Raw genomic sequence first — 15,263 nt, 5'->3', positions numbered from 1 at the left:
AAGGAAACCGGTTACAGGAACCGGTTTCATTTTTGTGGTTCAACTCACACAGACAAGATGAAAATCGACAGACGCATGAGTATCTTGTTTTTAACATTATGAAATTATTAGATTTTATTGTTTTTACGTAAAGATCTCATATGGTACTACCAGCAGGCGGTGAGGGATGATGGAGATCGAAGGCGGCGTGATCCCGTGACACGGGCAAGGGTCGGTCTGTGTTCCGGGAAATTGAAGGGCCAAGCTGAGTCGCTGGTGAGCCATGCATACCATCCCTGGTATTTTCTCTCCATGCCCTTGAGTCATTCGCTGTAGGGAATGGCAGATGAGCGGACTTTGAGCTCCCCCTGAAACACCCTGGATTCGAAAGGAGTACTTTTGCCATCCATCAGATTGAGGGCAAGATCCATGGCATAGTAGATCATCTGGTTCATCGGCTGATGGTAGGTGGTTAATGTCGGGGAGATATAAGCCGAGATCTCTTCGTCGTCGATGCTGCTTATCGACATGTCCCTGGGAAGAGTGAGTCCTGCCTCACGAAAGGCTTGCATCGCCCCAAATGCGATGGTGTCACAGGCCGCAAACAGGGCGCTGCACCCCGCGCCGCTCGCCAGGTAGCGTTTGGCCGCCTGGTAGCCACCGGCAATGCTGTAGCTGCTGCACTGGTACCAGTGCTCCTCCGAGGTAGATCCCTGTTGCGCCAGCAGGGTTTGATAGGTCTCCATACGGATGGAAGCTGTTGGGGTGACGGGCTGTGGACCAAAGTAGGCGATCTTGCGATGCCCTAGGGCCAGCAGGTGTCCCAGGGATTGGCGGGCGGCCTGCCGGTTATCGAGGCTGATGGAGTGGCAGCGGTGAGCTGGCAACGCACGCCCCATGAAGATGATAGGGAGTGCGACCTCATGCTGTATGGCCAGTATGTCCTCCTCGGACATGTGTCTGGTATAGACAATCAGAACACTGCAACGACGGTCGACCAGTGAATAGATCGCCTGTTTCTCGCGCTCGGGTTCATGGTGGCCATCGGTGACGATCAGTTGTTTGCTGGTCTTTTCTGCAACCTGGGCGGCACTTTTCAGCATATGGCCAAAGTAACTGCCATCAAAGTCGGAGAGTACCAGCCCTATGCTGTGACCACTCTTGTTGGCCAGGGCTTGTGCCAGGGAATTAGGGCGAAAGTTAAGTCGTTCCATGGCATCGAGAATGGCCTTGCGGGTTGACTCTTTCACCTGACCGGTTTCATTGATGGCGCGCGATACGGTTGCCTTAGAAAATCCCGTCATTTTGCAAATGTCATTAATGGTTGCCATCAGTTTATTCTTTCCTGTCACAGCGCGGGATCAGACGCTTCGGGGTGTCTGACACGTCAGTTTTTTGGGTAACGATAGGATTTGGTCGCCATTATACCTTTTTCACTATTCCGAGCATGCAGTTAGCGATGGCTGCAGATTCTTTTACCATGGTTGGGTAGGCTCACAGGGCTTATAGCAAGTACCAAGGAGAGGGGCTAAGTGCATGACATAGTGCATTGGGTCGCCTGATTAGAGGCAACCCTCTCATCTCATACTCGGGCAGGTAGCATCATGAGACAACCAAAATAATAAACGTTCGACCCGAGTCAGACTCAATTAAAATTTTCCACTCGACCAGGGATAGGCTTGGCGTGCCACATGGGATGCGATGGGGATCAGTAAATCGGCCCTGAATCATCGCTAGGGGCTGACGTACACCATTGGATGCGCTAGCACTATCAGGATCCGTTACTTAGAATGGACGGCTTGTCACTGCCGACATCGAGGAGCAACACTCAGATGAGAGTCGTCGTATTCGGGATTGGTTATGTAGGGCTGGTTCAGGCGGCCGTGCTCGCCGAAATGGGCCACCAGGTCACCTGTGTGGATGTGGACGACAACAAGGTCGCATGCCTCAAGGAGGGGATCATCCCCATCTTTGAACCCGGCCTGGCCCCCATGGTGCAAGCTAACCATCAGGCTGGCCGCCTGCACTTCACCACGGATGTGGCCGAAGGGGTGGCCTTTGCCGAGCTCATCTTCATCGCGGTCGGCACCCTGCCGGACGAAGACGGTTCTGCCGATCTTCAGCACATGCTGGCGGTGGCCGGCACCATAGGCCGTCTAATGCAGGCGGGCAAGGTGGTGATCAACAAGTACGCCATCGGCCGCGGCGATAGCCTGGAAAATACACGAGCTGGATAAAATACAATGAAGTACTTAGTCACCGGCGCCGCCGGCTTTATCGGCTTTCATGTGGCGCAGAGGCTCTGTCACGAAGGGCATCAGGTCGTCGGCCTCGACAATCTCAATGACTACTACGAAGTGAGTCTGAAAGAGGCGCGGCTGGCGCAGCTCCTGCCACTGTCCGATTTTCGCTTCGAGCGCGGCGATCTCGCGGACAGGCAAGCCATCGCGGCCCTGTTCGTCCGGGAGCAGTTCGACCGGGTGATCCATCTGGGGGCCCAGGCCGGAGTGCGTTACTCGCTGGACAACCCCTTCGCCTATGCCGACAGCAATCTCAACGGGACCCTCACCATCCTCGAGGGGTGTCGCCATCACGGGATCGGGCACCTGGTCTATGCCTCATCGAGCTCGGTTTACGGCCTCAACGAGCAGATGCCGTTCAAGACCTCGGACGGGGTGGATCATCCTGTCTCCCTCTATGCGGCGAGCAAGAAAGCCAATGAGCTGATGGCCCACTCCTACTCCCACCTCTACGGTTTACCGACCACTGGGCTGCGTTTCTTCACCGTCTACGGCCCTTGGGGGCGCCCCGACATGGCCCTGTTCAAGTTCGTGCGAGCCATCCTGAACGATGAACCGATCGACATCTACAACCAGGGGGCACTGAGCCGGGACTTCACCTATATCGACGACATCGTCGAGGGAGTAATACGCATCGCGGATCGCCCTCCGGTGGCGAACTCCGCCTGGCACGGACAGACCGAGTCAAGCTCGGCCCCCTATCGGTTATTCAATATCGGCAACGGCAGCCCGGTGCGTCTGGTCGACTTCGTGGAGGCCATCGAAACAGCACTAGGCAAACAGGCCATCCGCAATCTCTGTCCCATGCAGCCCGGCGATGTGCTCGCCACCTGGGCCGATACCGAGGCACTTTTTGAGGCAACCGGCTACCGACCTCAAGTGGAGCTGGCACAAGGAGTTTCCCGCTTCGTCGAGTGGTACAAGGAGTACTACGGAGTCTAAGCGAGCCGCGATCTGGCCTGACAATGAAAGAGGGGCTGCCAATGGCAGCCCCTCTTTCTTAGTTCAGGTTCCCCTCCTTGGGGCCTGGCACATAGCTGAATGGTTCTATCTCTGGCCTGAGCCCCTGACAGGTCGGCTTGATAGCCTCGGCATTGGCCAGCAGCCAGTCGGTACGGTGGCGATTACCAAGGTTGTCCATGCGCGCGGGGTCAAAACAGCGTGCCATCAGACGGGTCGGCCCTAATACCCAGCGTCCGGGGGCGGCGGCCACCCAGGCTGCCGCCTCTCGGGCCTGGAGATCATTCGGCATATGGTAGCTGTAGTGTCGCAGCGGCTGGCGTGCAAACAGCAAGTGCTGCTCCTTGAAACCGGTCAGCAGCAATTCGCTCCCTGCCGGTACCCGCTCCGCAGCCAACGCCATCACGGTTTGCGGCGTGCGCATGTCGTTGAGGCGCGTACAGATCCAGGTGGAGTAGATGAGCCAGCCACAGGCGAGGGTGGCCAGAATGGCGGTGAGCGGTGCCCGGCGCAGCAAGGCGTTGACGAGCAGCAACACACCCCCCATCACCAGCAGAGGGAGCCAGGGGGTCGGCCCCAGTTCGCTCACCCGGCTGGCCAGCTTGGCACTGAACTCCAGCGCGACCGCCCCACCGAGGCAGACGATGCCCAGCAACCAGCCAAGCCCTGACAGCAGGCGGCCTAGCCAACGTCGGGCCAGCAGGGCGGCGATGAAGGGGGCGCTCAGCAGCGCCAAAGCCGGCGTGCCAGGCGTCACATAGACGCCGCGCTTGCCGGGCGAAACCGAGAAGAAGATCACCACCAGCACCAGATAGCCGAGCAGCAATATGATGCGTTTATCCCCCCCCTGAATGGCTCTGCGCCACTGCACTACTAGCCAGGGCAGCAGCAGGGAAACGGGCAGCCAAAATGGCGGGATCACCGAGGTGAGGTAATACCAGAAGGGTTTGACGTGATGCCAGGAGTTGGCATAGCGGGTCACCGTCTGGCGCAGCATGATGTTGTCCCGATACGCCTGCAGTATGGGGTCGCCGCTCTGGGCCACGGCGATCAGCATGGGCACCAGCCACAGGCCGATCGCCAGCAGCATGCACAGCGGCCCCGCCAGTCCCTTGAGCCAGTCACTGCGGGATGCCGTGCGAATTTTATCCCAATGGGTCCAGATCGCCGGGATCAGCACCAGCAGTGCCAACAGTCCCACCCCCTTGGTGATGATGCCAAGGCCGGCGGCAAACCAGCCTAGCCAGTACCAGCGCCAGCCCCCGTGACACAAAAGGAAGCGAATGAAGCTGTAAAGACCCAGGGTGATGAAGAAGGTGACCAGCGCATCGATCTGGGCTGTCTTGGCCTGCAGGGTGAACTGGACGGTAAAGAGCAGCAGCAAACCGGCCAGAAAACCGACCTGGGGCGTCCACAGCCGGCGGCCCAGATCCCATACCAGCACCAGGGTCAGCAGACCCGCGAGTAATGAGGGCAGCAGAAAGGCCACCTTGATGGAGCCGGTCAGCAGATAGCCGATGGCGATCCCCCACATGAACATGGGAGGCTTGTCCGGATAAATCTCGCCACCGCGCATCGGGAACAACCACTGGCCGCTCTCCACCATCTCCTTGGCCACCAGGGCGAAGCGGGGCTCGTCAGCTGGCCAGGGATCGCGCAACCCAAGCCCGATGCCAAGCACGGCTAGGGCAATCAGTAGCAGCCAGCCAAGAGAGCTCTGATTGAGCAGGGTACGATCATTTACCATGGCGAATCCCGTTGTCATGGATGAGTTTGTCCCGCTTCCAGCCGCGATGCTGAATATCCAGATAGAGGCTGTAGAGGGCGGTAAAGGTGGGGAAGAGGTTTTGCAATACCCCGACAGAGTCCTGTTTGGGCGAGAAGAGGAAGTAACTCAGTGTCATCAGGCTACCAAGCACACTCATATACCAGAACACGCGGGGGATCACAGGTCGGCCCGCCCGCCTGGAGGCAATGAATTGCACCAGCCAGCGCCCCCCGAACATGAGCGCCCCCGTGTAGCCGATAAGCTTCCAGCCGGTCACATGCAGGCCGGTCCAGTCGAGCCAGTGCAGGGGGAGCGAAAGCAGGTCATCCATCAGTCCAGCACCTCCCTTACCTCGACGACCTTGGAGCGCCGCTGCAGCCACCAGACGCCGACGACGTCCACCAGACCGACCCAAAGGCGATTCCAGACCCCGTATTTGGAGATTCCCGCCTGTCTGGGCCTGTGATTGACCGGCCAGGGTGACATGCGACCGCCCTGCGCCTGGATCAGGGCTGGAATATAACGGTGCATATGGTTGAAACCGGGCAAGCGCAGATACCAGTCGCGCCGCACCACCTTGAGACCACAACCGGTATCCGGGATGCCGTCGCGCAGCAAGAGGTCGCGAAAACCGTTGGCCAGTTTGGAAGAGAGTCGTTTTACCCAGTCATCGCGGCGATTGACGCGATGGCCGATGAGCCCCACCGCCTTCGGGTCTGTTGCAAAACGGCGCTTGGCCTCTTCCAGCATGGCCGGAATATCGGCGGGGTCATTCTGGCCATCCCCATCGAGCACCACCAGCCACTCGCCACGGCCATGACGCACGCCACTGAGCACCGCCATGCTCTGACCAACGGCCCGCTCGTGGCGCACCACCCGCAAACGGGGAAAACGCGTCTTCAGCTCGCACAGGATGGTGTAGCTGTCGTCTTCGCTCCCGTCATCCACGTAGACCAATTCGTAATCGTACTTCCCGCCAAGCGCAGCATCGATTTCACCGATAAGGGGAGCCAGGTTGTCCCGTTCATCTTTGGCTGGCACAACGACTGATACATCAATTGAATAACCCATATAAACTTCCCGACAATAGAATGACGCAATCAGTCCGCCTACTTGCGTCATGAAAAAATAGGGATACTTATCATCCCAAATAAATACAATAAATTACATCAATGTGAGGCAAGGTTATCATCTTGAAATTGAGTCATGCATCAACTGATTTACGGCGTTGTTGCCCAAGTCGATGCAGCTTGAATGGAACTAACTGACCATTCGGTGATCTGATCACCACCATCCTCTTCAAATCTGCATCATCATGGGCACGTCGCTTCACCCCATCACCAACTGGCCTAAATACAACAAGTCTTTGATTAACCGTGGTTCACTCACCTTCTGGGTTGATGCCGAGGCCATGAGCAACTGATTCCACCACGACCATCATGGGCGGCGGGGCCGCAGCCAGCTTTACACTGCCCAGACTATCTGTACCTTCCTGATGCTCAGGGGATTTTCAACCTCACCCTGCGGGCCACTCAGGGACTACTCGAGTCCCTGTTCGAGTTGATGAATGTGCCGTTGTGTGCACCGGACTACAGCTGTGTCAGCAAGCGAGCCCACACGGTGATAGTGGCTTATCGACAGCCCTCAAAGGGGAGGGACGCATTACCGATTTGGTTATCGACTCCACCGGGCTGAAGGTGTTTGGTGAAGGCGAGTGGAAGGCCAGAAAACACGGTACCGAGAAGCGGCGAGTCTGGCGCAAGTTGCATCTGGCGGTAGACCCAGTGACCCACGATATCGTGGCGGCGGAAGTCTCGCTGGAAAATGTCCATGATGCCGAGGTATTGCCCACTTTGCTCAACCCTCTGCGGCGTAAGCTGGGACATGTTTATGCGGATGGCGCCTATGACAGCAAAACCAGCCATCAGCTTATCTCGCGCAAAGGGGCGAAAGCGACGCCTTGTAGAAGAGGCCGACCAGAGCAGAGACATGACAACATTTTCAATCCCCTGTACGACTGACTGAGCTATCTGGCCAACGATGCGCGTTAACTCCTTTCCTGTGCAGGGTCCCATCCATGAAGGCTCGATACAGAGCAAATTCGCTCAACAACCGAACACCAGGGATGGTTATTGGTTATTTCAGGGTAAAAACGGCCTGGTCATAACCAATCTCATCTATCACTCATCACCAAACCGTGGGAAATCAGAGCGTCTATAGATTTGCCACATTGAGCCGAATCCACTCTGCGAGTATGCTTTGCCGCAATGATACCGCCTGGAGGCAACATGAGTCTGAATATGCAAGAGTGGCGTGAAGAGACCACCGAGATCGTCAACGAGCTGCTGGCCGATGGCAGCAACCCCGATATGGATTACGACATCGAACACCACTTCGCCTGCCAGGATTTCGACCGTCTGGAAAAAGCAGCGGTTGACCTGTTCAAGGCCGGCTTTGAAGTGACTGATGCCGAGGAGATGGAACTGGATGATGGCGCCACCATCTTCTGCTTCGATGCCACCATCGAGTGCAAGCTGGATGTCGATGCCATCGTGGCCGATATCGAAAAGATGCTGCCGATCCTCGAAAAATACGGGGTGGATTACGATGGCTGGGGCACCTACTTTCAGGATTGATCCCTGTCAGAAACAGAGAGGCCACCTGCGGGTGGCCTCTCTGTTATTGCAGACTGTCACAAATAACTGGCAGCAAACTCCGCCGGCGGCAGGGGGCGACTGAACAGATAGCCCTGTAGCCGATCACACCCCGCCTCGGTCAGCCACAGCTGCTGCTCGGGCGTTTCCACCCCTTCGGCCGTGATCCGGATCCCGAGCTCATGGCCCAACCCGATGACCGAACGCACGATAGCGGTGGTCGCGCTATTGCTGGCCAGCCCCTGGGTGAAGCTGCGATCCAGCTTGAGAGTCGCCACCTGCAAACGCGGCAGATAGGCCAGCGAGCAGTAACCAGTACCAAAGTCGTCGATGGCCAACTGAAAACCGGCGGCGATCAGGTTGTCGAGGTTGGTCTCGATCTCGTCAGCGTTCTCCATCAACACCCCTTCGGTGATCTCCAGCTCCAGCTGACTGGCCTTGAGACCATGGCGAGCGATGCAGGCTGAGACCCGCTCACAGAGCGCCGGATCACGGAACTGCAGCGGCGACAGGTTGATAGAGAGCACCATATCCGGCTGCGCTGTTTGCCACTGCGCCAGTTGGGCACAGCCCTGCTCCAGCATCAGCTGGCCGAGTTGGCCGATGAGCCCCATCTCTTCCGCCAACGGAATGAATTCGTCGGGGGAGATCATCCCAAGCTCGGGATGGGGCCAGCGACAGAGCAGCTCGGCACCGTGCAGCCGATGAGTGCGGGTACAGATGATGGGCTGATAGACGGCAACCAGCTGGGCGGACTTGATGGCAAGTGGCAACTGGGCGGCGATCAGCTGACGCCGCTTGAGCCGGGCATGCAACTCGGGATCAAACAGGGTGCAGTACTGCTGCTGCCGCTTGCCCTGCGCCAGTGCAGCCTCGGCATGACTGAGCAACCGCTCGGCATCGCTTGCCCGCCCCTGGGCCAGCCCCAGAAACACCGGGATCTGGATGCGGTGATCTTCCACCTGATAGTGCTCCATCAACTGCTGCTGCAGATGCTGGCTCCACCCCTGCAATGGCTCGTTGAAGTCGGGCAACAACAGGCTGAAGTCATCGGCAGCGACCCGACAGAGCAGGGAACGCGGCGGTACCAGCTGCTGCAACCGCTTGGCCACCTGGCTGAGCAGGCGGTCGGCAATCCGGATCCCGAAGCGATCATTGACCTCACGAAAGTGATGCAGATCGACCAGCACCAGTGTGGCACTTCGCCCCCCCAGATGGCGGCTGGTCTGCAAGAACCGGGAGAGTTTGAGCAGTCCGGTCAGACTGTCGTAGTGCTGCTCCTGCTGCAACTGCGCCTGGGTGGTGCGCAGGCCGGTGATGTCGCGCCCCAGCGTCAGGATCCCGAGGGAGTGGCCATCACCATCGGGGACATCGACCCGGGTGAGCTCCATGTGTCGCCCCTGCCCGCTGGCATCCAGCAGACAACACTCGCCGTGACCCATCCCCTGCGGCGCGGCCAGCCGAAACGGCAACTGCTGACCGAGCACCTCATCCGCCCCCTGGCCGATAAAGTCGAGAAACGCCTGATTGCACTCCAGCAACACACCATTGTGATCATCGAAACGGATCAGGTCAGGGATCGCATCGAGCAGAAAACGCTGCAACACCTGCTGTTTTTTGACCGTCTGCTCCAGGCTCTTGCGCTGGGCAATCTCATTGACCATCCCGAATATGGCATATGGCTCACCCTGCGCCGTATAAAGCGGGATCTTGTGTGCCTCCATCCAACTGCTCTCGCCGCCCCGGTTGCAATACAGTTGTTGGTGAAGCAAGGGAACACCACGCGCCAGCAACTGATCGTCCTCAGCGCGAAATATATCGCCCCACAGCATCTCAGCATCAGTCTTGCCGAGCACCTCGGCGGGAGAGCTCAGCCTGGCCTCAATGGCAAACTCACGATTGGCGAACAGGTAGCGACCATGCCTATCACGACAGAAGATACTCATTGGCAATTGGTCGATGATCTGCTGCAGCAGATCCGGGGTGAGCATGTTGGTCACAGGGGCGCTTATGGAGGAATTTCGAGCAAATCTATGATAGCAAACCCATTTTGTAAAGCACCCCGACAACCTCCCTATGACACCGGATGCAGGATGGTTGCTGACAGAGATTGTCGCTCCGGCGATAATAGACGCCAGTTGGCCAATGGCCTGGTGATGTGGACGAGAGAGACAAGATGAAAAAGATGATGGGGAGCGCATTGGCGCTGCTGCTGGTTGGTTGTGCTGGCGACAATAACGGTGGTGAGGCGTATCGCTACAACCCGCCAATTGCCAAAGCAACCAACAATACACAGGAGATGGCGATCCCGGTGGATCTGGTGTGGGCTCGCGCCGAGAAGTGGTTCACCGATCATGGCCTCACCATCGAAAACAGCCAGCGTGGTGCCGGCCTGATGACCGCCAACGTCAACCAGTCAGCCGATGGGCTGGAGTGGCTGGACTGCGGTACCATGGGGTCCAAAGTGGCACTGGGCAACCCGAACCTGCAGATCAACCTGATCATCACCCAGAGCGGCAACAGCAGCGTGGCCACCGTCAACGTCAAGGGCAACACCGAGCTGTTCTTCGTTGAATCCTCAGGCGAGCGCGTACCAGCCTCGTCCATCAAGCCAGTCTGTGTCTCTCGCGGCTCCCTGGAGCAGAGCCTGTTCGCCACCCTCGGCAACTGATTTCGCTTCCCTGCAAAGATAAAAAGCGGCAGATTGCTCTGCCGCTTTTTTACTGTCCCAAGTTGGGCTTACTTGTCGATATCGAGTAAGTGGTTTTGCAACATATAGTTGATGACCTGCTCGGATGTTGATCCCGTAGAACCAGAAACATGATTGTTACTATCTCCGGTTATGGACTCGAAGGTATGGTCAAGCAAGACAATCTCCTGACTGACCTGATTATTCCCCGCTGACTTCACCTGCAGATGCACACCATCTTGAGCTTCGAAAGCCGAAAGCAACTTGCTGAGATCCCCCTCCAAATTGCTACCGCTGTGATCCAGCATATCGGAGAGATCAAGCTTGTCAGAGTGGGCGATGTCCACACTCTTGAAGTCATTCCGACCGTTGCTGCTCTGTTGCCAGCCTGATGTATGCTCCACATTGAAATCGGTAATATAGTCGATGGCGTGATCAGGGGTCATTGAGGCATTGTTGGACCCCTGCTCCAGAGCATCGCCTTGTTGCCAGAGGAAAGTATCGGCCCCCTCCTCACCGCGCAGGTAATCACTACCGGCCCCCCCCAAGATCACATCATCACCACTGCCACCACGGATGAAGTCTCGATCCTTTCCACCATCCAGATGGTCGTTACCTGATCCCCCAAAGAGCAAGTCCACACCATCCTCGCCAAACAGGAAATCATTGCCCTGAGCACCTTGCACCACATCTCCCCAAGCCACAGAAGCTTTGGCAGGGATCAGGTCACCATCCTCACGGGCAACACCATCAGCAGGCCGCAGGGTAATGCTAGCAACATCAGCTGTGACAAAATCAATTGCACTGTTGAAATTTGCAGGATTGCTGCCGCTATTTCCCAAATACACCACATCATTACCACGCCCACCTTCGACATGATCATTGCCACCATAGGTATACACGGTATCGGCACTGTCTTTGTTGATGACGACACCGGCTGTACCATCCTGATAAGTATCAGGTCGAGAGTAGTGGATACCATTTATTTCGATGGCCGTATTGGCAGCTACGGAAGGCCTATCGCTACTCAAATATACCGCGTCATTCAACTCGCCCGTCTTGATCGTATTACCCTCCGGCAATACCTCAACCGGCAAGATAACCTTGCTAACGGCACTATCCAGAACAGTACCGCTAGATGTCACTTCCGTAGCCGTGGCCTTGACAACAAGGTTGTAATGACCAGGATCATTCACTTTCAGTTGCAGGGTGGACAGACTCCAACCTGTCACATCCACCTTGTGGGTGTCGTCTTTCACGATCACAATATGGTTGGCCGCATCTTTGAGCACAGCCCCCACCGGCAATCCTTCGATCTCGACAGACAAGCGTTCAGAACCGTCTTTATCTACCAACTCTGCCTCGATCTTGCCCAGCTTGATGAAGCTGTCTTCATATCCCTTGTTATCAACTGCCTGGAACTTGACATTGTCGATGACAGCACCGTAAGAATCCCCACTACCTGAGGCGTCCTTGGACTCAAATACCAGTCGATATGTGCCGGTCTCCGGCACATTCAACGGAACAGGCACCCCCTTCAACCAACCGACAGACTGAGGTGAAAAATCATATAGCTCGATACGTTCCCCGGACACTGGCTGCCCATTAACAATCTGAATCATATAGACTTTCAGACCGCAGGTCTCAATCTTTTTACCATCCGTTGTTCGGGCGCTGATATCAAAGTTCAGCTGATAGAAACGGCCTGACTCACACTGAATATCGGTGTAGAGCTGGCTCACATTCCTACTACTTTCGATTTCCATCACCTGGTTCGTTGTACTGGTTGCCAAATTGCCCAAATAAACGGATTCCTTGCCCACCTCAATCAATCCACTGCCATTGGCTTTCCATTGACCAATAGCACCGGCACCATTAATAGAGTTGGGGTTAATGTTATCTTTCCATCCTCCAGAACCTACCACTACATTCTCAAAATCCATGGCAGCCAGGGAACTAAATGTCCCAACCTTCAGCATCGGGGTATCCGCTTGCGGTATCAGATCCACCACAACACTCTTATCACTGGCAATAATCTGATTTCCCTTCAGTACATCAAACTTGATACTGGTGAGATCGTGGCCTTTGTTACCAACCCCTTTGTCATTCCCGTAGACATCAGCACCAGATACGTTATCTTCCGGGTCAAATTTCACCTTGCCGCTGTCGATATCCGCCTTGGTAAAGGTTTTGGTTTCGTGTTTCCCCAACTCTTTGTACTGGTTGGTGCTTGCATCCAAATACCGGATAGTGCCGGTACCATTCTGGTTACCGGAAATCCGGACGGTCGACGCATTATCCGAGATCCCGAACGACGCCCACGTCAGGGCAACATCCGAATCCTCTACTCCCATCAGCATGGTTGGCGCTACAGTCGTTGGGACATTGCCATTCAAGGTCAGCACCGCTGAATTGGACACATCGCCATCGTTATCCTTAACGGTATAAGCAAACTCTTCTGTCACGGCACCAATGGCTGGTGTGTACTTGATCGAATCAATGACATAACCGTTCTGATTACCGTTATAACCCAACACCAGATACTGGAAGGGGGTATTGGTCGAGATATTGAACGATTGCAAACTTCCATTACTGGAAGACGATGCCAGGGTACCGGAACCGACCAATACCCCCTGCGCATCATAGGCTTTCCAACTTGCACTACCCTGCCCGCTATTAAGCTCGTTGATACCGATCTGCGCAAAATTGGATAGCACCTTAAACCCGATCACCAGCGACTCGCCACCACCGATATCGTTAGTGCCGCTACCGCTTTGAGACACACCGATACCCGGCTTGGCGTTGTTGCCGCTGGAACGAATATCCACGAGTGCCGTTGCACTATCGGTCAGGCCGGTCAAATTCAGCGAGGAGCCATTCAGCGGCAGCGAGTTATTCTGGAAGCCATATAAAGCAAACGCAGATTTCACCGCGACACCACCTTCGACAGCCTGCACATCGGTATCCAGTTTGCTCGTGTAGGTGTAACTACCATTGGCGTTTACCGTCAGATCGCCATACTTGCCAGCTACGGTCACACTACCTGCGGCACCCAGCTGGACGGCTGTGCCATTCAAACCAGTCACCGAATACACCTTGGCTGGGTTGGCACTCGAGCTATCCACTACAGTGTCGTTTGCCAGCAGACTGGCCGAACCGGTCGTCTGGACATTCAGCCCGACGGCCACACTGCCGCTATCGTCAGCCGCAATCGGGTCGGTATCCAGGATGTTGATGGTATAGGTCACCGTCGAACCGTCGGCCTTGGTATAGGTAAACGAGTCAGTGTCCGCAACCGAATCAGCATGATCTCGCACCGGCGCCTGGTAAACGTACTTGCCGTTCACAAGCGACACCGTCCCTCCCAAGGCGGTCGCACCTGTAAAGGCAACACCATCAGCCACATTCAAGATATTGCCTGCCGTGCCCTCCACTACCTCATGCAAGGCTACGACTGAATCATTGTCGATGATTGTCGCAGAGCCTGACGCAATGCTGCCATTGGCACTGGCTGTCAGGCTGTAATGCTCATGACCTTCGTAGGAGGTGTCGTTGATGGTTGAGACCTTGACCGCAAAGCCGGTGGTGCCCGCCGGCACGCTGACGCTGAAGCTGCCATCGGCAGCCACGGCCACGCTCTGGCTCACGCTACCAATCACCACGGTCACCGTGGTGCCGGTGAAGTCCACCCCTTTCTCGGCAGTGCCACCCGCCAGGGTCAGGTTGACAGTGGTGGCGCTGGTGCTGGCGTTGGACAGGCTCACGCTGAAGGTGTTGGCATTGCCTTCCGCCACGCGGTCGCCCACCACGCCGTTCACCGTCGGCAGATCCGCCATATCGGTGATGATTGACTCAGCACTACCTTTCGTGGAATTAATCTCGATTGCTTCAAACGCAGTGTTGGTTTTCACACCGCTGATTGACGCAGTTAACTGCTCATCGCCTTCATAAATCGTGTCATTGACTGTCGTAACGGTGAACTCGGCTTTGCCGTCAGCGCCGATGGTCACGCTGGCCGGACGGCCGCTGGTGTCGCCATCATTGGCCGCCGCACCGCTCCACTCGAGGTTCAGGGTCACTTCCTTGCCAGCCGGCAGGGTCACGGCGTTGCCGTCCTTGTCCACCAGGCTCACTGTGTATTTGAGCGCGCCACCTTCCGCCACGCTCGATTTGTCTACTTCAATTTGGGCGAATACAGAATCCCCCTGCCCCTGCGGCTCGTCGGTGATGGTGGTGGTCACCGCATTCGGCAGCGCCGGGGCCTGCTCGTAGCCACCGCCACTGGTGCCGCTCACGCTGACCTGGAACTGCTCGGCCTCTTCCGCATAAACGTCATCCAGGGTCTCAACATCAAACTTGACGCTGGTCTCGCCCTCCTTGATAACCACGTCGCGGGTCACCGCCTGGACATCACCGTTATCGGTGGTGATGTGCCCCACCACCACCTTGACGATCAGATCGGTTTTCGGTGCGTCGCTGATGGTCAGGGTGTAGTTGGCCTTGCCCCCCTCGACCACATTGGCATCGCCGGTTAAGGTCACGGTGGTGGCGTCGCTGTCGTCCACCACGGTGTTGGTGACGGTGCCGGTGGTGGCCACGTTCTCATAGTTGCCACCACTGGTGCCGCCGATGGTGACGCTCAGGGCCTGGTTGCCCTGCTGGTAGGCGTCATCGGCACGCACCGGCACCGGCTCGCTGTTGGCGCTGCTCGCTCCCACCGGAATGGTGATCACCACCCCGTTGGAGAGGGTCACGGTCAGCGGGCTGCCGGCCACCGGGTTGTTGACGCTGGCGGTGTAGACAATGCTGCCACCCTCGACCACGTTCTCGCCGGCAGTCGCCGAGCTTAAGGTCACGGTGGTGGCGTCGCTGTCGTCCACCACGGTGTTGGTGACGGTGCCGGTGGTGGCCAC

At 56.8% G+C, this 15,263-nt stretch carries 10 protein-coding genes and 1 pseudogene; 5 read left to right on the top strand and 6 right to left on the bottom strand.

Going from position 1 to position 15,263, the window contains the following annotated elements; all coding sequences use genetic code 11:
* Positions 1–302: 302 nt before the first annotated feature.
* Positions 303–1,310: a LacI family DNA-binding transcriptional regulator gene (locus BN1125_RS02855; RefSeq protein ID WP_042010585.1), complete on the bottom strand. Its 1,008-nt coding sequence runs from the start codon at positions 1,308–1,310 to the stop codon at positions 303–305.
* A 501-nt stretch (positions 1,311–1,811) separates the two neighbouring features.
* On the opposite strand from BN1125_RS02855, the gene BN1125_RS02850 reads away from it, so the two are divergent.
* The gene (locus BN1125_RS02850; protein ID WP_042010584.1) at positions 1,812–2,216 is read left to right on the top strand and encodes an NAD-binding protein; all 405 of its coding nucleotides are present in this window, start codon (positions 1,812–1,814) and stop codon (positions 2,214–2,216) included.
* A gap of 6 nt (positions 2,217–2,222) precedes the next feature.
* Positions 2,223–3,221, top strand: a complete 999-nt coding sequence (locus BN1125_RS02845) for an NAD-dependent epimerase (RefSeq protein WP_042010583.1) — start codon at positions 2,223–2,225, stop codon at positions 3,219–3,221.
* Positions 3,222–3,279: 58 nt separating this feature from the next.
* On the opposite strand, the gene BN1125_RS02840 is transcribed toward BN1125_RS02845, so the two are convergent.
* Genes BN1125_RS02840 through BN1125_RS02830 form a run of 3 tightly spaced genes read right to left on the bottom strand, consistent with a single transcriptional unit; the run spans position 3,280 to position 6,078 of the window.
* On the bottom strand, positions 3,280–4,986 hold the full coding sequence (locus BN1125_RS02840; RefSeq protein ID WP_042010581.1) for an ArnT family glycosyltransferase: 1,707 nt from the start codon (positions 4,984–4,986) through the stop codon (positions 3,280–3,282).
* Positions 4,976–5,338, bottom strand: a complete 363-nt coding sequence (locus BN1125_RS02835) for a lipid-A-disaccharide synthase N-terminal domain-containing protein (protein ID WP_042010579.1) — start codon at positions 5,336–5,338, stop codon at positions 4,976–4,978. The genes BN1125_RS02840 and BN1125_RS02835 overlap by 11 nt, the downstream gene beginning before the upstream one ends.
* Positions 5,338–6,078: a glycosyltransferase family 2 protein gene (locus tag BN1125_RS02830; RefSeq protein ID WP_042010577.1), complete on the bottom strand. Its 741-nt coding sequence runs from the start codon at positions 6,076–6,078 to the stop codon at positions 5,338–5,340. Before BN1125_RS02830 ends, BN1125_RS02835 begins: the two co-directional genes overlap by 1 nt.
* 244 nt (positions 6,079–6,322) lie before the next feature.
* Here BN1125_RS02830 and BN1125_RS18305 point away from each other — a divergent pair.
* Both BN1125_RS18305 and rraB read left to right on the top strand, forming a co-directional pair.
* A pseudogene (locus BN1125_RS18305) lies at positions 6,323–6,962 on the top strand (IS5 family transposase); the annotation flags it as partial.
* Between the two features lie 345 nt (positions 6,963–7,307).
* On the top strand, positions 7,308–7,643 hold the full coding sequence (gene rraB, locus BN1125_RS02820) for a ribonuclease E inhibitor RraB (protein ID WP_042010735.1): 336 nt from the start codon (positions 7,308–7,310) through the stop codon (positions 7,641–7,643).
* A gap of 56 nt (positions 7,644–7,699) precedes the next feature.
* Here rraB and BN1125_RS02815 read toward each other — a convergent pair whose 3' ends face one another.
* On the bottom strand, positions 7,700–9,652 hold the full coding sequence (locus BN1125_RS02815) for a putative bifunctional diguanylate cyclase/phosphodiesterase (RefSeq protein ID WP_042010734.1): 1,953 nt from the start codon (positions 9,650–9,652) through the stop codon (positions 7,700–7,702).
* 185 nt (positions 9,653–9,837) lie between these two features.
* Here BN1125_RS02815 and BN1125_RS02810 point away from each other — a divergent pair, with 185 nt between their 5' ends.
* Positions 9,838–10,332 carry a hypothetical protein gene (locus BN1125_RS02810; protein WP_042010573.1) on the top strand — a complete coding sequence of 165 codons (495 nt, stop codon included), beginning with the start codon at positions 9,838–9,840 and terminating at the stop codon, positions 10,330–10,332.
* Between the two features lie 68 nt (positions 10,333–10,400).
* On the opposite strand, the gene BN1125_RS02805 is transcribed toward BN1125_RS02810, so the two are convergent.
* A complete protein-coding gene (locus BN1125_RS02805; protein WP_042010571.1) occupies positions 10,401–15,263 on the bottom strand; it encodes an immunoglobulin-like domain-containing protein in 4,863 nt (1,620 codons plus the stop codon).

The organism is Aeromonas fluvialis, from assembly GCF_000819885.1.
Lineage (GTDB): Bacteria > Pseudomonadota > Gammaproteobacteria > Enterobacterales > Aeromonadaceae > Aeromonas > Aeromonas fluvialis.
Note: the sequence above shows the minus strand (reverse complement) of the source record. Positions and strands in the feature narration are given on the sequence as shown.